Raw genomic sequence first — 18,794 nt, 5'->3', positions numbered from 1 at the left:
TCAGGCGTTCCAGATCTTCTCGGCGTCGCGCTGCCAGTCGGTGAGGATGCTCCCGATCGACTTGGGCTTGGCCAGGAACTTGGTCAACGCGTTGTCGGCGGTGGGCTGGAGGGCGTCGCTGGAGTCCCGGTTGAAGAACTGGGTGATCTCGGCGGCCGCCGCGATGTGCTCGCGGCCCTTGGTGACCAGGGCGGTACCGGCGTCCTTCGCGGCGGGGTTGCAGGGCAGGACGGTGCCGGAGGAGCCCTTGATGTAGATCTCCTGGGCCTCGGCGGTGGCGAGGTACTTCATCAGGTCGATCACCTGGTCGTGCCGGCCGGTGCGGGCGCTGGCGAAGTAGCCGTCGGTGGGCGCCTCTTCGGCGAGCGGGACCTTCGGGTCGATGACCGGGAAGCGGAAGAAGTCGACGTCGTCGAGGGCGCTCTTGGGGGTCGCGTCGGCGAAGAAGGTGCCGATGAGCATCATGCCGCTGCGGCCGTTCAGCAGGGAGGTCGACGCGTCCTGGAAGGCGACGGCGGCGCCGTTCGGGTCGAAGTACGGCAGGACCTCCTGCCAGCGGTCGAAGACCTTGCGGACCTCGGGGTCGTCGAACCGGTGCTTCCCGGCGAGGAGTTGGCGGTGGTACTCGGCGCCGTTGATACGGATGTCGAGGTAGTCGAACCACGCCGAGGCCACCCAGGCCGTGCCGCCGCCGGCTCCCAGCCCGATCGGATTGACGCCCTTGCTCTTGAGCTTGTCGCACAGGTCGAGGAAGTCGTCCCAGCTCTTCGGCTCGCTCACGCCCCACTTGGCGAAGTTGGACTTCCGGTAGAACATGCCCCACCAGTAGTAGGTGGTGGGCACGAAGACCTTCTTGCCGGAACTCGTCGACGTGCACAGCGAGTTGAGCGCCTTCGAGTAGCGCTTGAGGTCGGGCGAGGTGCTCCACGCCTCGTCGAGGTCGAGCAGCAGGTTCTTCTTGGCGTAGGCGTCGGCCACCGAACCGGGGTACCAGGTGTACACGTCCGGCGGGTTGGCCGAGGTGAGGTACGTCGGCAGTTGGGTGCGGAAGGTCTCCGCGGCGACCGTGTTGAGGCTCGCGCGCTCGGAGCCCTTCTTGGCGTAGGCGGCGACGAGGTCCTGCATCGCGGCCTTGGCCTGCGGGGCGGAGAGGTTGGACTGGAGGGTCACCGCGCCCTTCGAGGAGCTCTTGCCGGAGGAGGTCGAGGTGACACAGCCGCTGAGCAGCGCCGCCGCCCCCGTGGCACCGAGTCCGGCGAGGAACCGGCGTCTGTCTGGCTGATGGTTCGTCATGGATGGCTCCCTGTGGATCCCGTGCGGATCCAGGTTCACGTGGCGTCCCCACCACGTCAAGAATAATTCCTAATTTATTTGAACTGGGTCAGGTGGACGTAGCCGTCGACTCCGCGGAACACCGCGTCGACCGTCCCGTCCGGCCCGGCCACCGCTCCGAGCGCGCCGTCGAACGCGGCGCTGGGGAACGCCTGTTGCTTGGTCCAGCCCTGCCAGGCACCGTTCTCGTACCGCTGCTGCCAGAGCGTGTAGTCCGCGGCCCGCGCGTACAGCACCACGGCGTCCCCTGCCGCGACCAGCGTCGGACTCCCGCTGACGGTCCCGCCGAGCGACGCCCACGGCGACCACTCCCCCGACGCCTCCCGGGTCCGCGTCCACACGTCGTCCGCCGCGCTGCGCACGGCGACACGCACCCGTCCCTGCGCGTCCACGACGGCGGACGGCCGCCCGTACACCGCCCGGCCGCCGGGTGCGCCGAGCGAGGTCCAGCCGGACGACGGACCGCGCTGCACGACCTGACCGTCCGAGCCGGTCGCGAACAGCGTCCAGTCGGCGGGACCGGTGAACGCCACGGACGGCGCGTCGGTCACCTGGCCGCCCAGGCTCTGCCACGCGCCCCAGCGGCCGCCGACGGAGACCCGCCGGTACACCCGGGAGTCGGTGCCGCGCACGAAGACGTCGATCCGGCCGCCGGCCGAGGCGTACGCGGCGGGCTGGCCGAGCATCGCGCCCTTCGTGGGACCGCCGAGGTCCTTCGTCCCGCCGCCGGCCTGCTGGACGAGCGAGCCGTGCGGGCCGCGCAGGAAGGTGGTGAGCGTGTCGCCGTCACGGACGACGGCCGGGCTCGCCGTGGCCTTCGCGCCCAGATTCGTACCGGGCAGGGCGTCCGCCCCGGTCAGCTTCAGGAACGCGGTGCCGTGCGCGGGGACCTCGACGGTGTACGACCCCTCGTGCGTGCCCCGGTCGGTCCGGGCCCGCAGATCCCGTACCTGGACCGGTCCACCGAGCCCCGCGTCCGCGAACTGCACGGTGCGCAGGGCCGGTTGGTCCGAGCGGTTGAGCAGGACGACCGCGCGCTGCCCGCGCCCCTCCAGCACCTTGCTGTACACGTCGCCGACCGGGTCCGAGGCCACCCGCACGCCCTGGACGGCGAGGGGGTCCTGGTCGACGGCGATGATCTCCGGGTTGCGCAGGGTGGCGAGCATCGAGTCGGACAGGGTGCGCGGGTCGGAGCCGAGCACCAGCGGCGAGCCCATCTCGGCCCACATCACGTACTGCGAGGTGGACTCCTCCTGGCTCAACTCCATGGTGCCGTCCGTCATTTGGCGCATGGGGATGAGGTAGTCCGGGTCGTTGTAGTGCCCGGGTCCCTGCGCCTCGGGGTGCCAGGCGTTCGCGTCCATGTTGCGCAGGATGTTGGGCCACTGTCCGGGGCTCGGGGTGCCCCAGGCGATGTCCGTGCCGGTGCGCCAGGAGTCGGCGGTCGTCGGGCCGTAGACGTAGGTGTTGTGCGCGTCCTGTTCGGGTGTGTGCGGCAGGCCCCAGTCGTCGGTGAGCGGGTTGCACAGGTTGAGCAGCATCTTGCGGCCGGACTTGGCCACCGCGTCGCTGAACTCCTTGAACGCCGGGCCCGGATCGAGCTTGGCGCCGATCCCGCACAGGAAGTCGACCTTGACCGCGTCGATCTTCCAGTTGGCGAACTGCCGTGCGTCCGCGTCGTAGTGGCCCCGGCTGCCGAGTCCGCAGCTCTTGCCTCCGTCGTAGGTGCCGGCGTCGGTGTAGATGCCGGCTTTGAGGCCACGCTTGTGCAGGTAGGAGACCAACGCGGGGATACCGGAGGGGAATCGGTCCGGGTTGGCGACCAACCGCCCCGACGCGTCACGCGGGTTGTCGGCCTGCCAGCCGCCGTCGAGCCACACGATGTCGTAACCGCTGTCCCGCAGACCGCTGCTGACCAACTTGTCCGCGACGGCGCGTACTTGCTGTTCGGTGGGTGCGCCGAGCCCGTAGTAGGTGTTCCAGCCCATGTACGGCGTCGGCGCGAGACCGCTGTCGTAGTAGGCGGGCGCGCCCTGGTCGACGCCGGTGCGCGCCGTGGCCACCGGGGCGGCGGTCGCCGCCAGCACGGTCGCGATGGCGACGACGGTGGCTCGGCGGGTGCGTCTCGAAGCCGCGGGTGTGCGGACCTGCGGATGTGAAGTCACTTGCCTCTCCCGAGGGTTGGGAAGCAGGAGGACGTGACCCGGGCCGCACTGCGACAGGGGGCTACCGGCGTCACGGCGACGACTGTGGCGCGGGACCGAAACCCTGTCAATATTAATTCCTAATTTATTAGAACGCCGCACCAGGGGTTGACACAGCTTCCCTCGCGTCCCAGCCTTTGGCAACGTTGTCAGTGCCGCCGGTTTTTGATGGGACTTCACGCTCATGACAGATCAGTCGAGTTCACCGCACCTGTCGCGCCGCTCCTTCGTCAGCACGGGTTCCGGCCTGCTGGCGGGGTTCGGACTCGGTTTCCCGCAGCCCGCGTCGGCAGCCCCCGCCACTCCTGGTGAACTCGCCCTCCACCGCCCCGTGTCGGTCTCCTCGACGGCCTACGCGCCCACCCCGGGTTCGTTCGTGGTGGACCGGCTCGCCGCATCGGGGGTGCGCGGCAGCGGCTGGCGGGCGGCGGCCGGCGACCCGCAGCGGATCTCGGTCGATCTGCAGGCCGCGTGCGAGGTCACGTCGATCCGCCTCACCTTCGAAGGCGACGCGAGCGACCCGGTGTTCACCCCGCCCACCTCGGGCAATCCGGCCGACGGCACAACGGGCCAGGAGATCCAGTCGAGTTACTCGGTCGAGTACGTCGTCGAGACGTCGACCGACCACACCTCCTGGACCGGCGTGCACCGCACCACGGCGGGCACCGGCGGAGTGGTCGACATCCAGCCCCCGCGCCCGGTCACCGCACGCTGGATACGACTGACCTCGACCCGGCGCTCGAACCCCAACCCCCTCGGCCTCAACGGCTTCGAGGTCTACGGCACCGTCAAGGGCCACCGGCCGGCGGCCACGGGCTGGACGGACTGGGGCACCCGCTCCGGGCCGGCGCCGAAGCTGACGGTGGCCGAGGACGGCACGGTCCCGCTGGAGTCCGGCTGGCGGCTGACGCTCGACGACTGGGCAGGCGCCGACGGCACGAAGCTGTCGACGACGTCCGTCGACACCAGCGGCTGGCTGCCCGCCACGATCCCCGGCACGGTACTGGCCTCACTCGTCGAGCAGGGCAAGCTTCCCGACCCCGTGGCCGGGCTGAACAACCTCCGCATCCCCGAGGCCCTGTCCCGTCATTCCTGGTGGTACAAACGGGACTTCGAGCTGCCGCACGGTCTGCGCACCGGGCCCGGACGCCGGACCTGGCTGGAGTTCGACGGCATCAACCACACGGCCGACATCTGGCTCAACGGCCATCACGTGGGCGGTCTGACGTACCCCTTCGCCCGCTCGGCCCACGACGTGACCGAGTTGCTCGCGACGGGCGGTGCGAACGCGCTCGCGGTGCGGATCACGCCCATGCCGGTGCCCGGCAGCCCCGGCGACAAGGGTCCGGCCGGCGAGTCCTGGGTGGACGCGGGCGCCAACCAGATGAACCTCAACTCCCCCACCTACCTTGCCTCTTCGGGCTGGGACTGGATGCCGGCGGTACGCGACCGGGCCGCCGGCATCTGGAACCACGTCCGGCTGAGGTCGACCGGCCAGGTCGTGATCGGCGATCCGCGGGTCGACACCGTGCTGCCGGACCTGCCCCAGGTGTCGGCCGCCGAAGTGACGGTCGTCGTCCCGGTCCGCAACGCCGACACCACCGACCGCCGCACGACGGTCTCCGCCGCCTTCGACGACGTGCGGGTCAGCAAGGCCGTCACCGTGCCGGCGGGCAAAAGCGTCGACGTGACGTTCGCGCCTGCCGACTTCGCTCAACTGCGGCTGCTCAACCCGGCGTTGTGGTGGCCCAACGGACTGGGCGACCCGACCCTCCACAAGCTCACCCTGGTCGCGACGCTCGACGGTACCGAGAGCGACCGCCGCACGACCCGCTTCGGCATCCGTCAGTTCGGCTACGAGTACGAGGTGCCGCTGCCGTTCGCCGACTCCGGTGACGCGTATACCCAGTCCGTGACTTTCGACCGGCGACAAGCCCGGTACGTACGCGTCAAGTGCCTCACCAGGGCCTCCGGTTGGGGCTACTCCCTGTGGACCCTGGCCGTACGCGACAGCACGCGGGCCGCCACCGACCTGGCCCTGCACGCACCTGCCGACGCGTCGAGCACGGACGGGGACGATCACGGCGCGGCCCGTGTGACCGACGGCGATCCCGACACCCGCTGGTCCTCGGCCTACACGGACGACCAGTGGATCCGGGTCGACCTGGGCGCGCAGCAGTCCTTCGACCGGGTCGACCTCGTGTGGGAACAGGCGTACGCGAAGACCTACTTGGTGCAGGTGTCCACCGACAACTCCACCTGGACCGATGCCGCGTCGGTGGACAACAGCGCGGTTCCGTTGCCGTTCAACAATGGCAGCGCAAGCCTGCAGGTGGAGGACTTCACCGCCCGGACCGCGCGCTACGTCCGCATCAACTGCGGTCTGCGCAACACCAGTTGGGGCAACTCCCTGTGGTCCCTGGGCGTCATCGACAGCACCGCGCCCGGTACCGACCTCGCGCTCCGTCGTACGACGACCGCGTCCACCGAGGATCCCGACCACCCGGCCGCGCACGCCACCGACGGTGACACAAGCACCCGTTGGTCCTCGGAGTACGAAGATCACCAGTGGATTCAGGTGGACCTCGGAGCGTCACAGCGCTTCGACCGGGTCGCCATCCTCTGGGAGTCGGCCTACCCCAAGACCTATGTGATCCAGGTGTCGGACGACGCGGACACCTGGACCGATGTGAAGTCGGTGTCCAACACGCCCGATCCGTTGAAGATCAGCGTGAACGGGGTGCGGGTCTTCGCCCGGGGCGGCAACTGGGGCTGGGACGAGTTGCTGCGCCGGATGCCGCCGGAGCGGATGGACGCGGCCGTACGGATGCACCGCGACATGAACTTCACCATGATCCGCAACTGGGTCGGCACGTCCGACCGGGAGGAGTTCTTCGCCGCCTGCGACGAGCACGGAATCCTGGTGTGGAACGATTTTCCCAACGCGTGGGGCATGGACCCGCCGGACCACGACGCCTTCAACTCGATCGCGCGGGACACCGTCCTGCGCTACCGCGTCCACCCGAGCGTGGTCGTCTGGTGCGGGGCCAACGAGGGCAACCCGCCGGCCGCGATCGACCAGGGCATGCGCGAGGCCGTGGAGGGGCAGGCACCCGGCATCCTCTACCAGAACAACTCGGCCGGCGGCATCATCACCGGCGGCGGCCCGTACGGCTGGGTGGAGCCGGAGAAGTACTTCGACCCAACTACCTACGGCAGCAAGGACTTCGGCTTCCACACCGAGATCGGGATGCCCGTCGTCTCGACCGCCGCCAGCATGCGGAACATGACGGGTGACGAGCCCGAGTGGCCGATTCGCGGCGCGTGGTACTACCACGACTGGAGCGAGCGCGGGAACCAGACACCGCAGAACTACAAGGCGGCCGTAGAAGCGCGTCTCGGAGCAGTCACCGGACTGGACGACTTCGCCCGCAAGGCCCAGTTCGTCAACTACGAGAACACGCGCGCCATGTTCGAGGCCTGGAACGCGAACCTCTGGGACAACGCCAGCGGACTGATGCTGTGGATGTCCCACCCCGCGTGGCACAGCACGGTCTGGCAGACCTACGACTACGACTTCGACGTCAACGGCACGTACTACGGCGCCCGTTCGGCCTGCGAGCCGCTGCATGTCCAGGCCGATCCGGAGGGGCGGGTGCTCGCCGTGAACCACACGCGGGCGGCTCTGAAGAACGCGGTCGTGTCGGCGCAGTTGCTCGACCTGTCCGGTCGTCGGCTCGGCGCGAGCAGGAGTGTCCGGCTGGATGTGGCGCCGGCCGCGACCGCCAAGGCGTTCACCGCGGCCTGGACCGACGGCCTGCCGGATCTGCATCTGCTGCGTCTGACGTTGGAGGGCAGTGACGGCCGGGTCCTGTCGCGCAACACCTACTGGCGTTATCGCACGCCAGACGCCATGCGCGCGTTGAGCGGCGCGCCGCGGACCAAGGTGTCCGCGACGGTCGGGCGCCTGTCCCGTTCCGGAGCCCGTAGCGAGCTGACCGCGACCGTCCGCAATCAGGGTCTGGCCGTCGCCGCCATGGTCCGACTCTCCCTCAAGGACGGTACGACCGGCGACCGTGTGCTGCCGACGCTGTACAGCCACAACTACCTGTGGCTGCTGCCCGGCGAGTCCCAGGACGTCACCTTGTCCTGGCCGAGTCGCGCACTGCCCTCAGGCCGTCCGGTGCTGGAGGCGGAGGCGTACAACAGCCGCCCCGCGACCGCGCGTTCGTAGGAACCGGTCCTCGTCACCGGTGGTTCAGGAGGCCTCCACCGCCGTCTTGATGCGCTGCCCGAACGCGGGCGCGTCCTTGCGTGCCGCACCCAGCGCGAAGCCCACGAGCAGTTTCCCGATGCCGTGGCCTTCGAGGACATTGAAGATCCTCACCTTGGTCGTGCCCGGACCGGTGGCTTCGAGGTCGTAGCCACCCTCGTCCGCCGTCAAGATGTTCTTGGATGTCTCCGTCCAGCGGATGCGGTGGGGTGCCTCGTACTCGGTGATCCGGAACGTGCGGCCCGTCTTCATGCCGGCGTCCTTGACGGTGCTCGTGAAGACGGTGCCCACGGCCGTCGGGCCCTGCGGAGTCTTGGTGATCTCCTGGACCCGGGGGCTGAACTTCGGGTCGTTCGTGCCCTCGGCGAGGAAGGCGAAGACCTCCTCGACAGGGCGGTTGACCTCGGCTGTCGCCTCGAACTGTCCGGCCACGATTCCTCCAGTGCTGCGATGGGAGTTTGGGCTGGGTGCGCGCTGATGTGCCGAGCACCCTCAGCTTATCGGCGCGGCCTCGCCCGTGCTCCCCGTCGGAGAAGCCGCCGGTTCCAGGGCACTGAAACCACGGTGAAACCGAGCTGAATGCCCCCTGCCGCAAGCTCTGCGGCATGACGACAACGACCCATGAACTCGCGATCTCGGCCACCGGGCTGCGCAAGGCCTACGGGGACAAGACGGTTCTCGACGGCATCGACCTGGCCGTGCCCACCGGTACCGTCTTCTCCCTGCTCGGTCCGAACGGCGCCGGCAAGACCACCGCCGTCAAGATCCTCTCCACCCTCGTCACCGCCGACGCCGGCGAGCTGCGGGTCGGCGGTCACGACCTGGCCACCGACGGGCAGGCCGTGCGGGCCGCGATCGGTGTCACCGGGCAGTTCTCCGCCGTCGACGGGCTGATCACCGGCGAGGAGAACATGCTCCTGATGGCGGACCTGCACCACCTGCCGAAGCAGGAGGGACGGCGGGTCGCGGCCGAGCTGCTGGAGCGCTTCGACCTCACCGAGGCCGCGAAGAAGCCCGCCTCCACCTACTCCGGCGGTATGAAGCGCCGCCTCGACCTCGCCATGACCCTGGTCGGCGACCCGCGGATCATCTTCCTCGACGAGCCGACCACGGGCCTCGACCCGCGCAGCCGGCACAACATGTGGGGCATCATCCGCGAGCTGGTCTCCCGCGGTACGACCGTCTTCCTCACCACGCAGTACCTGGACGAGGCCGATGAACTCGCCGACCGCATCGCGGTGTTGAGCGACGGCAAGCTCGTCGCCGAGGGCAGTGCCGAGGAGCTGAAGCGGCTCGTCCCCGGCGGGCACGTACGGCTGCGGTTCACCGACCCGGTCACCTACCAGTCCGCCGCGACGGCCCTGCGCGAGGTCACCCGGTTCGACGAGACGCTCTCGCTGCAAATCCCCAGCGGCGGCAGTCAGCGCGAGCTGCGGTCCATCCTCGACTGGCTGGACGCCGCCGACGTCGAGGCGGACGAGCTGACCGTGCACACCCCCGACCTCGACGACGTGTTCTTCGCCCTGACCGGCGGCACCAAGCTCCCCAGCCAGCCCAGCCAGCCCAAGGAGAACGTCCGATGAGCACCCTCTCCCTCGCCGTCCGCGACTCGTCCACGATGCTGCGCCGCAATCTGCTGCACGTACGGCGCTACCCGTCCATGACCCTGAACCTGCTGCTCACGCCGATCATGCTGTTGCTGCTCTTCGTCTACGTCTTCGGAAACGTGATGAGCGCGGGCATCGGCGGCGGTGGCGCCGACCGCTCCGACTACATCGCCTATCTCGTCCCTGGCCTCCTGGTGATGACCATCGGCAGCACCGTGATCGGAGCCGCGGTCTCCGTCTCCATGGACATGACCGAGGGCCTCATCGCCCGCTTCCGCACGATGGCGGTCTACCGCGGCTCCGTACTCATCGGGCACGTCGTCGGCAGTGTCCTGCAGGTGCTCGCCAGCCTCGTCCTCGTGGGTGCCGTCGCCGTGGCCATCGGTTTCCGGTCCACGGACGCCACGGTCCTGGAGTGGCTGGCGGCCGTCGGACTGCTCGTACTGTTCGCCCTGGCCCTCACCTGGATCGCGGTCGGGATGGGCATGGCCAGCCCCAACCCCGAGGCCGCCAGCAACATGGCGACACCGCTGATCCTCCTCCCGCTCATCTCCAGCGCCTTCACCCCGGCCGACACGATGCCGGGCTGGTTCCAGCCGATCGCCGAGTACCAGCCCTTCACCCCGACCATCGAGACCCTGCGCGGCCTGCTGCTCGGCACCGAGATCGGCAACAACGGGTGGATCGCGCTCGCCTGGTGCGTCGGGCTGACCGTGCTCGGCTACCGCTGGTCGACGTCACAGTTCAACCGCGGCCTCAAGTAGCCGTCATGGCAACGCGGGCCGCCTCCCGCAACTCGTCCCGCTCCAGGGCGGCGTACTCCGACACCGCGTCGGCGTACGCCGCCCCGGCAGCGTGCCCGGCGGCCCCGACCGCCCGCCGGGCACGCTCCGCCGACATCGTCGGCTGGAAATCGCGGAGCACCCGCAGCCGTTCGGCCAGCGCGATCATCCGTACGGCGGAGGCGTCGCCGGACACCAGCCCCGCCATGCCGAGGGCGTGCAACCCCGTCCCGAACACGGGGAGTTCCATGGGTGAGCGGGCCGGGCCGGCGAGCAGGAGGCGCATCCGTTGGCGCAGCCGGTCGACCACATCCGCGACGAGTTCGAGCCGGCCGGCGTGCGCGTGCGCCGTCACCGCCGCCGACTGAACCTGGAGCAGCCACCGGTCGAAGAAGGGGTCGTCGTCCTGTGTCGAACCGGCCTCGGGGATCGCCTCCACGTTGCGCCGCCACAGGCCGAGCCCGACCTCCGTCAGTCCGCGGGCGAGCGCGATCTCGGCACGGCCGCCGAAGCCGGGGCTGTAGACGTCGTCCTTCTGCGCGGGGTTGTGGTCCTCCGCCTGCCGCAGCCAGTACTCGGCCTCGTCAGGTTCGCCGCGCTGCAGACAGGCGAGGACGAGGCCCCAGCGGACGCCGATGGAGTCGTGCTCGTCGCCGAGGCGCGGCAACGCCGCGAGCGCCGCCCTGAGATGTCCGTACGCGGCCTCGCCCTGCTCCGTCTGCAGGCACAGCTCGCTCAGCCGGGCGTGCCCCAGGACCTGGAGGAAGGGGTGGTCGACCGGCGCCAGTGCCTCGATGCTCCGCCGGGCCGAGGCGAGCGAGCGGTCGATGTCGTGCTCGTACTCCCAGACGTAGGTGGCGACGCACTCGGCGATGCCGGCGAGCAGCGGCTGCTCGCTGTCGCAGAGCTCCCGCAGCACGTCGTAGTCCGGGGGCAGCATCTCGGGGACCGCGCTCAGCACGGCCGAGATGGCGCGCAGCAGGGTGTCCGGCGGAGCCGCGGGCAGCTTTCGGAGGGTGACCAACTGGCGTACGACCTGCGGGCCGTAGCCCATGAACAGGCTCGCCGTGCACAACACCGCGGCGGCGCGGGCGACTTCGACGTACTCGGGCTCGGGGTGGTAGTGCGACAACGGCGGCCCGGTGTCCGCGGCGAGCGCGGTGAGACGGGGGTAACTGGAGCCGGTGGACCACAGCGCGGCGAGGACGGCGGTGAGAGCGGCGATGGTGGGACAGTCCGTACGGGCCAGGGCGTACCGCAGGGCCAGCACGAGATTGTCCTGCTCCCCCCTGATCCGCTCCCAGGCGGAGTGCGGCTCCGAGCCGAAGAACCAGTCGTGGTGCGCGACCCCGAAGTCCCGCGCCCAGAGCAGGAATTGGTCTACGGCCGCCTCGTCCTCGCCCGCTTCGGTGCGCCGGGCCGCGCTGAACTCCCGTACGGTCTCCAGCATGCGGAACCGCACGCCGGCCGGGGTGTCGGCGACGGTGAGCAGGGACTGGTCGGCCAACTGCTCCAGCAGGAACAGCGCGTCCTCGCCGAGGACCTGCTCCGCGGCCTCGCCGGAGCAGCCGCCGGGGAAGACGGACAGCGTGCGCAGGGCCGCCCTGGCGTCCTCGGCGAGCAGGTTCCAGCTCCACTCGACGACCGCGTGCAGGGTGCGGTGGCGCTCCGGTACGTCCCGCGCCCCGCCGCGCAGCAGCGCGAAGCGGTCGCCGAGGCGGCGGGCGATGTCGGGAACCGACAGGACGCGCACCCGTGCCGCCGCCAGTTCCACGGCGAGCGGCAGCCCGTCGAGGTGGCGGCACAGCTCGGCCACGGCGTCCGGCGGCAGCTCCACACCGCTCCTGGCGGCCCGGGCCCGCTGGGTGAACAGCTCGACGGAGACGCCGAGTCCGAGCTCCGGCAGTGCGTACACCGCTTCCGAGGTGAGGCCCAGCGGGGACCGGCTGGTGGCGAGCACCCGGAGGTCCTTGGAGGAGGAGACCAGGGCCTGTACGAGGTCGGCGGCGCCCCGGATCACCTGCTCGCAGTTGTCGAGGACCAACAGTGCGGGCCCGGAGCCGAGCGCGCCGAGGATGCCGGACACGGGGTCGCCGGCGGCGGGCCCGCTCATCCCGCCGCCGCCGGCGCCGAGTGCGGAGGCGACCTCGGCGGCCACGTCCGCGTCCTCGATGACACCGGCGAGCGGCACGAAGTACACCACGCGCTGTTCGGCCCGGCGGCTGACGGCGTGCGCGAGCCGGGTCTTGCCGAGGCCGCCGGGGCCGACGACGGTGACGGCGCGGGAAGCGCCCGACAGCCGTTCCACCGCCGCGATGTCCTCGTCGCGGCCGAGCAACGGATTCGGCTCGTGCGGCACCCCGTGCCTGGCCACCGGTGCCTCGCCGCGCAGCAACTCCTGTTGTACGGCCTTGAGTCCGGCGCCCGGGTCGGTGCCGAGTTCGTCGCGCAGTTCGCGGCGGTACGCCTCGTACCGGGTGAGCGCGGCGGACGGTCCCGCCGTGGCCGCCTCGCCGCGCAGCAGCTCGCCGAGCACCTCCTCGTCGCGCGGATGCGCGGCGGCGGCCACGGCCAGTGGTCCGGCGGCTTCCCCGTGCCGTCCGAGGCGGGCGAGCGCGAGCCCCCGCGCGCGGACGAGCGTGTCGTGGACGGGGGCACGCTCGGCGCGCAGCGCGGCCACGGGGTCGTCGGTGTCGCCGCCCTGGTCGGGGGTGCCTTCCCACAGCGCGAGACCGGCCTCGGCCGCGGCCAGCGACCCCGCGTGGTCCCCGGCCCTGGCCCGGTCCGCGCTCGCGGCGGCGTGCAGCAGCAGGGCGGAACTGTCGACCTGGTCCTCGGCGAGGGCGAGCCGGTATCCGGTCGGCGTGCTGGCGATGAGGTCCGCGCCCAGTTGTGACCGCGCCCGGGACACGAGAACCTGCAGCGCCTTCCCGGGCCGCTCCGGCAACTCGTCCGGCCACAGCCCCGCCACCAGCCGCTCGGTGCTGCAGCCGGTGCGCAGGTCGCCCGCGAGCAGGGCGAGGAGACCGCGCAGCCGGGGTGCGGTGACCTCCTGTCTTCGGCAGACGACACGCGGCAGCAGGGTCAGGTCAATGGTCACCGGTGCAGATTAGCCAAGGTCGCGCCCCAGGCGTGCGAGAGGAGACAGTGCGATCACCGCCGGGGACAGCAACATGCCCACCGCGGTCACCACAAGGCTGGTGCGCAGCCCCAACTCCTGGGCGAGGAAGCCGCCGAGCAGAGATCCCGGCGGGGCCAGTCCCATGCCGACGAAGGTGATCGTCGCGGCCGCGCGACCCTGCATCCCGTGCGGGGTCACGGCCTGCCGGACGGCCATGACCATGACGTTCACCAACTGCCCGGCGATCCCGAAGACGAAGTTGACCGCCAGGAGTACGGGCATCGTCGTCGCGGACGATCCGTGCAACGCGGGCACCCACAGGAAAACGCCGTCGCCGAGTGCCGACGCGACGACGAGCACCGTGCCGTAGCCGAAGCGGCCCGGCAGCCGGGCGGCCAGCAGGGCGCCGACGAGCGCGCCCGGGCCGGTCGCCGCGAGCGCCAGGCCCACGGCGGTGCCCGACAGGTGCAGTTCGCGTGGGAGGAAGAGCAGATAGACGGTCGTCGTCGCCGCGAAGAAGAGCTGGAATGGGGCGGCGGCGAGGCACACGCTGCGCAGTGCGGAGTCGCCGACGACGAAACGCAGGCCCTCATGAATCCGCCGCCACACCCGAGGGGGGTGCTCCGGGCGTGCCGGGACGGATTCGGTACGGCGGATCCGGCGGACGGACAGGAACGACAGCGCGAAGAACAGCGCCCCGGAGGCGACGGCGACCGGCGCCGACAGCAGCGTCACCAACGCACCGCCGAGGGCGGGGCCGCCGATCTGGGCCGCGGACCTGCTGCCCTCCAACACGCTGTTGGCACGCACCAGTTGATCGTGCGTCACCAGCCGTACGGCAGAGGCCTGGTAGGCCACGTCGAAGTACACGGACAGGACTCCGGAGGCGGCGACCACCACGAACAGCGCGGGCAGGCCGAGCCGGCCGAGCAGTGCGGCCGCCGCGGCGAAGCCCAGGACCAGCGTCCGGCCGAGGTCCGCCAGCACCATCACCGTGCGGGTCCGCCACCCGTCCACCCAGGCACCGACGAAGAGCGAGAGCAGCAGAATCGGTGCTTCTCCCGCCGCGCGCAGTGCGCCCAGCTCGCCGGAGCCGATGTCGAGCGTCAGGACGGCAAGGAGCGGAAGCACCACCAGGCTTGTCTGCTCACCGAGTTGGGAGGCCGTCTGGCCCAGCCAGAGCCGACGGAAGTCGTGGTTCGAAGTGGACGGCACAGGGACCCTTTGAGTTGCCGACAACGAGACCCGGGACCCGGCGCGCGAAAGGCGCGCCCATGGTCCGGACGGGGAAAGGCTCGCTGTGCCGCAGCATCAAGGGCGGCACGCGATGACGGGCCGAACACGGCCTACGACGTCAACGCGCGCCCGGACGACCGGGCATCTCTGGGCTCCGACTTCTCGGCGGTCACTGGCGGTTGGGACAGTAGCTGCTGGGGGCTTTGGGCGAAAGGCAATTACCGCCGCCTCGGAGCGCCTCGCTCACCCGGCGCTCAGGAACCGCAGTACCGCCAGCACCCGGCGATGGTCGCTGTCGACCGACGGCAGGTCGAGTTTCGTGAAGATGCTGTTGATGTGTTTGGCCACGGCGCTGTCGCTGACGACCAGTTGTCGGGCGATGCCGGAGTTGGAGCGGCCCTCGGCCATCAGGGCCAGTACCTCGCGCTCGCGGGGAGTCAGTCGGTCCAGTGGGTCGCTGGCGCGGCGCAGCAGGAGTTGGGCCACGACCTCGGGGTCCAGGACGGTGCCGCCCGCGGCGACCCGGCCGAGGGCGTCGACGAAGTCCTCGACGTCGGCGACGCGTTGCTTCAGCAGATAGCCGACGCCGCCGGTGTTCGTCGTCAACAGGTCGGCGGCGTACCGCTCTTCGACGTACTGGGAGAGCAGCAGCACCGCGGTCGTCGGCCACTCGCGGCGGATCACCAGCGCCGCGCGCACCCCCTCGTCGGACTGGGCGGGCGGCATCCGGACGTCCACGACGGCGACGGCGGGGCGGTGTTCGGCGACGGCGGCGAGCAGGGCGTCGGCGTCACCGACTTCGGCGGCGACCTCGTAGCCGGCCATCTCCACCACTTTGACCAGGCCGATCCTGAGCAGGACCGAGTCCTCGGCGATCACGGCGAGACGGCGCACGGCAACTCCACGGTGATGACGGTCGGGCCTCCGGCGGGGCTGCTGATCGTGAGCGCGCCGTCGACGGAGGCGGCCCGGCGGGCGAGTCCGGCCAGGCCGGAGCCGTGGGCGGGGTCGGCGCCGCCGAGGCCGTCGTCCGCGACGGCGACCCGCAGCCTACCGTCGCGGATCTCTACGGTGACGTCCGCCCGGGAGGCCTCGGGGGCGTGCTTGGTGATGTTGGCCAGCGCCTCGGAGACGGTGAAGTAGGCGACCGCCTCGACGGTCGGGGCGAGCCGCCCGGGTACGTCGACCCGCAGCCGCACGGGCAGCGGGCCGCGCGCGGCGATGCCGGACAGGGCCGCGTCCAGTCCCCGGTCGTCCAGGACGGCCGGGTGCAGGCCTCGTACCAGGGTGTTGAGTTCGTCTATCGCCTCCTTCGCCTCCCGGTGGGCCTGGTCGATGACCTGTCTGGCCTCGTCGGGCAGGCCGGTGAGCGTGGCCCTGGCGATACCGAGGTTCACGGCGAGAGAGACCAGGCGTTGTTGCGCCCCGTCGTGCAAGTCCCGTTCTATGCGCCTGCGTTCGGCGTCCGCCGCGTCCACCGCTCCGGCGCGGCTCTCGGTGAGGTCCTCGACCCGGCGCGTCAACTGCTCGGCGCGGCTGGGTCCCAGCAGGGAGAGGGCGGCACGGGTGTCGAGGCGCACGAGGACGAAGGTGAGCCACAGGGCGAGCAACAGGGCCGCGAGGCCGGACGCGTCGATGTACACGGCCTCCGTGGACGTCCGCAGGAACTTCGGCCACTGCTCAGAGGGGACACCCCCCATCCACACCAGGGCGGTCCCCGCGAACACGCCCCAGGCCCACAGCACGACGGTGGCGACCGTCCCGCACGACACCAACGGCCCCACCAGCAGGTGGTAGGCGAGCTGTCGCCAAGTCCCGCCGGACCGGAGCCAGTTCACCGCCCCATGGAGCGTGGGCCTGCGCTGCGCGACCGGGAGCAGCGGTATGTCGACACCCGCGAGCGAGGCGAACCTGCGGCGCTGAACGGCGGTCAGTGCGCCGGTGGCGAAGACCAGCCACGGTTCCACGAGCAGCAGCAGTGGAAGCAACTGCAGCAGTACGCCGGCGAGGTTGAAGACCGTCGCACGTACCAGGCGTGCGAACGGGCCGCGCAGCGCGGCGAGAGGAGCCATGCGCCCACCGTAGAACGCGGGTGGACCGCCGGACCATGCAGATGGTGCCCGCTTCGTGCTGTACCCAGCACCACCCTCAGGTCGGAAATCCACGTTACTGACCTGGGAGTTCAGCCCGAGAAGCCTTGCCCTCATGACAACGACAACGTGCTGGAACTGGTCCGCCCGTGTGCTCATCGCCTCCGGACTGGCCCTGTTTCCCTGGATCCTCGTGTTGGCGCGGGCGGCGGGCGCCTACCCCGTGGCGTGGATCGGCCTGGACACGATGGAGGCGATGGGCCTGGTCGGTACGGGCCTGTTACTGGCCCGCCGCGACCGGCGGCGGCTCGCCGTGGCCCCGGCCACCGCTGCCCTCCTGACGGTCGACGCCTGGTTCGACGTACTGACCGCCGGCCCCGAAGTGCTGGTGGCGCTGCTGATGGCCGTCTGCCTCGAACTGCCGCTCGCCGCACTGTGCACGGCGGTGGCGTGGAACGCCCTGCGGGCGCTGCCCCCGCGCTCGCAGTAGTTCGGGGGTTGTCAGTGGCGCCTGGCAGCATGACCGTCCATGACAAACGAACCCTCCCGTCACTCCTGGCTCCGGAGCTTCCACGGTGGTTACCTGCTCGAGGGATACACCCTGACGCTCGTGCGCGGACTCTCGCCGCAGAGGTTCCTCGAACTCCTCGGCGCGGAACCGCAGGGGGACTTCGCCGGCTTCAACGCGTTCGTCGCCCAAGATCTCGAGTTCCAGGAGGACGAGGTCGACTGGGGCGACAACATGTTCGTCGGTGCCACCCGAGTCCGGGGCCAGGACGTCGACTGGGTCCTGGCCGTGGAGATCAACGGTGGCATCGAGTTCCAGACCGACGCCATGGAGCGCGCAACGGCCGGCACCAGGGGCGTCTCGCATTTCCGCAGCCCCGACGCCATGCGGCTGTTCTCGTGGTGGGAGGACGGCGAGTTGCGCACCCGGTTCGAGGGCGCGCTCCACCGCCAGGGCAGCACCCCCGACGAACTGAACGACCTCATGCGCCAGGTCGGGTGCGACTTCGAGACCGGGGAGTGCGGCCTTGAGCAGTACGTCGCGCTCGCCGAGGAACTCACGGGAGTGCGGGTGACCCCGGAGACGCTCCGGGACGGCGTCTACTCCACCGGCATCGTGGAGATCCCCGGTCTCCCCCACTAGCGGAACTGGCCCCGGACTTCGCGGGTCACCGCCTCAGGTCTTGTGACTCGGCGCTTCCATGGGCCGGTTGGCGTTCGAGTTGGCCATGTAGGCGCCAGGGAACCAGGAAGCCGTCCCATGGGGGCTCAGGGGGCCGGAGCCTCCATCGGCTCCTCCGGGGGCCGCTCGGTGGCCTGCCTCGCCAACTCGGCCCGGAGGTCGTCCGGGGTGAGCGCCAGCAGTTCGCCGATCGACCGGTCCCATGCGTCGGCCGCCTGCTCCACCTCGGACCGGAAGCCTCGCCGCACCGGGCGCCCCGCCACCATCAGGGCGACGGCGGCGACCGGCCGCAACAGCCACCGCCCACGCACGGTGACCGCGACGTCCACCTGCCACCGTCCGCCGTCCGCGCGCCGCGGCCGCAGATGCAGATGCGCCTTGCCCAGCCGGTGCTTCAGCCATGCCGTCGCCGGGGCACGCGCGGTCGGCAGGGCCCCGGGCGCGAGGTCGATTGCCGCCCACCATGCGGCCAGGTCGAGCCGCGCCATTCCCGACCCCCGGCGCAGCGCCCCCGATCCCTCGGGGCCCCGCACCCGTCCTTCGACCTCCAGCAGGCGCGGTCGGTCGGGGGTGCGCAGTCGCAGAGACATCCGCACCGTCACTTCGTCCGAGACCAGTAGCTGTTCCACGGCGATCGCGCCGCGGCGCTGCCACTCACGTACGAGCACAGTCACCTGATCCGTGGCGCCGGCCTCCAAAAGCTCGTACCGCGCGCCGGGCCGCAAATGCCGCCCCTTGACCAGTCGCACGTCCACGACCGGCCGCCCGTCTTCCAGGACGATCTCTTCTCCCCGGGCCCGGGTGGACTCGGCGAAATCGAAGATCAGCTCGGTGAGCTCCTGGAGCCGGTCGGGTTCCAGGGCGAGGACGGATACGGAGTGTCGGAGAACGGTCATGTGGCCCTCCCCTCGGAGGCCGGACAAACCGGCCGCACCGTTGACCGCCTTTGCCGTGCGCTCA

Annotated in this window: 13 protein-coding genes; 5 read left to right on the top strand and 8 right to left on the bottom strand. The window is 70.8% G+C overall.

What is annotated here, in order from left to right:
* Both OG223_RS49860 and OG223_RS49855 read right to left on the bottom strand, forming a co-directional pair.
* Entirely contained in the window at positions 1-1,293 is a 1,293-nt protein-coding gene (locus OG223_RS49860) for an ABC transporter substrate-binding protein (protein ID WP_329264118.1), read from the bottom strand.
* A 74-nt stretch (positions 1,294-1,367) separates the two neighbouring features.
* Complete coding sequence (locus tag OG223_RS49855) at positions 1,368-3,497, bottom strand: glycoside hydrolase family 27 protein (protein WP_329264116.1); 2,130 nt, start codon at positions 3,495-3,497, stop codon at positions 1,368-1,370.
* 223 nt (positions 3,498-3,720) lie between these two features.
* On the opposite strand from OG223_RS49855, the gene OG223_RS49850 reads away from it, so the two are divergent.
* Entirely contained in the window at positions 3,721-7,770 is a 4,050-nt protein-coding gene (locus tag OG223_RS49850) for a discoidin domain-containing protein (RefSeq protein ID WP_329264114.1), read from the top strand.
* Between the two features lie 24 nt (positions 7,771-7,794).
* Here the strand turns inward: OG223_RS49850 and OG223_RS49845 are convergent, their stop codons facing one another.
* Positions 7,795-8,241: an SRPBCC family protein gene (locus OG223_RS49845; protein ID WP_329264113.1), complete on the bottom strand. Its 447-nt coding sequence runs from the start codon at positions 8,239-8,241 to the stop codon at positions 7,795-7,797.
* A gap of 173 nt (positions 8,242-8,414) precedes the next feature.
* Here OG223_RS49845 and OG223_RS49840 point away from each other — a divergent pair, with 173 nt between their 5' ends.
* Positions 8,415-9,392 carry an ABC transporter ATP-binding protein gene (locus OG223_RS49840; protein WP_329264111.1) on the top strand — a complete coding sequence of 326 codons (978 nt, stop codon included), beginning with the start codon at positions 8,415-8,417 and terminating at the stop codon, positions 9,390-9,392.
* Entirely contained in the window at positions 9,389-10,180 is a 792-nt protein-coding gene (locus tag OG223_RS49835; RefSeq protein ID WP_329264109.1) for an ABC transporter permease, read from the top strand. Before OG223_RS49840 ends, OG223_RS49835 begins: the two co-directional genes overlap by 4 nt.
* On the opposite strand, the gene OG223_RS49830 is transcribed toward OG223_RS49835, so the two are convergent.
* The 4 genes from OG223_RS49830 to OG223_RS49815 all read right to left on the bottom strand — a co-directional run bounded on the left by OG223_RS49830 (position 10,173) and on the right by OG223_RS49815 (position 16,627).
* Entirely contained in the window at positions 10,173-13,298 is a 3,126-nt protein-coding gene (locus tag OG223_RS49830) for an ATP-binding protein (RefSeq protein ID WP_329264108.1), read from the bottom strand. The two genes, OG223_RS49835 and OG223_RS49830, sit on opposite strands and share 8 nt — an antisense overlap.
* Positions 13,299-13,307: 9 nt before the next feature.
* Positions 13,308-14,534: an MFS transporter gene (locus OG223_RS49825; RefSeq protein WP_329264106.1), complete on the bottom strand. Its 1,227-nt coding sequence runs from the start codon at positions 14,532-14,534 to the stop codon at positions 13,308-13,310.
* Positions 14,535-14,798: 264 nt separating this feature from the next.
* Entirely contained in the window at positions 14,799-15,380 is a 582-nt protein-coding gene (locus tag OG223_RS49820; RefSeq protein WP_329265876.1) for a response regulator transcription factor, read from the bottom strand.
* A 50-nt stretch (positions 15,381-15,430) separates the two neighbouring features.
* Positions 15,431-16,627 carry a sensor histidine kinase gene (locus OG223_RS49815; protein WP_329264104.1) on the bottom strand — a complete coding sequence of 399 codons (1,197 nt, stop codon included), beginning with the start codon at positions 16,625-16,627 and terminating at the stop codon, positions 15,431-15,433.
* A 133-nt stretch (positions 16,628-16,760) separates the two neighbouring features.
* Between OG223_RS49815 and OG223_RS49810 the strand changes: the two genes are divergently transcribed.
* Complete coding sequence (locus tag OG223_RS49810) at positions 16,761-17,135, top strand: hypothetical protein (RefSeq protein WP_329264103.1); 375 nt, start codon at positions 16,761-16,763, stop codon at positions 17,133-17,135.
* Positions 17,136-17,174: 39 nt separating this feature from the next.
* Positions 17,175-17,795 (top strand): DUF6461 domain-containing protein, encoded by a 621-nt coding sequence (locus OG223_RS49805; RefSeq protein ID WP_329264101.1) that lies wholly within the window; start codon positions 17,175-17,177, stop codon positions 17,793-17,795.
* 125 nt (positions 17,796-17,920) lie between these two features.
* On the opposite strand, the gene OG223_RS49800 is transcribed toward OG223_RS49805, so the two are convergent.
* Positions 17,921-18,730, bottom strand: a complete 810-nt coding sequence (locus OG223_RS49800; RefSeq protein ID WP_329264099.1) for a hypothetical protein — start codon at positions 18,728-18,730, stop codon at positions 17,921-17,923.
* Positions 18,731-18,794: the final 64 nt, after the last annotated feature.

It is taken from the genome of Streptomyces sp. NBC_01478 (assembly GCF_036227225.1).
Classification (GTDB): Bacteria; Actinomycetota; Actinomycetes; order Streptomycetales; family Streptomycetaceae; genus Streptomyces.
The sequence above is the reverse complement of the archived record's forward strand: the minus strand, read 5'-3'. Positions and strand labels throughout refer to the sequence as shown.

Coding starts and splice junctions, on each gene's coding strand:
- OG223_RS49835 (WP_329264109.1), top strand. CDS start 9,389: ATGAGCACCCTCTCCCTCGCCGTCCGCGACTCGTCCACGATGCTGCGC.
- OG223_RS49815 (WP_329264104.1), bottom strand. CDS start 16,627: ATGGCTCCTCTCGCCGCGCTGCGCGGCCCGTTCGCACGCCTGGTACGT.
- OG223_RS49820 (WP_329265876.1), bottom strand. CDS start 15,380: ATGGCCGGCTACGAGGTCGCCGCCGAAGTCGGTGACGCCGACGCCCTG.
- OG223_RS49800 (WP_329264099.1), bottom strand. CDS start 18,730: ATGACCGTTCTCCGACACTCCGTATCCGTCCTCGCCCTGGAACCCGAC.
- OG223_RS49805 (WP_329264101.1), top strand. CDS start 17,175: ATGACAAACGAACCCTCCCGTCACTCCTGGCTCCGGAGCTTCCACGGT.
- OG223_RS49810 (WP_329264103.1), top strand. CDS start 16,761: ATGACAACGACAACGTGCTGGAACTGGTCCGCCCGTGTGCTCATCGCC.
- OG223_RS49850 (WP_329264114.1), top strand. CDS start 3,721: ATGACAGATCAGTCGAGTTCACCGCACCTGTCGCGCCGCTCCTTCGTC.
- OG223_RS49860 (WP_329264118.1), bottom strand. CDS start 1,293: ATGACGAACCATCAGCCAGACAGACGCCGGTTCCTCGCCGGACTCGGT.
- OG223_RS49840 (WP_329264111.1), top strand. CDS start 8,415: ATGACGACAACGACCCATGAACTCGCGATCTCGGCCACCGGGCTGCGC.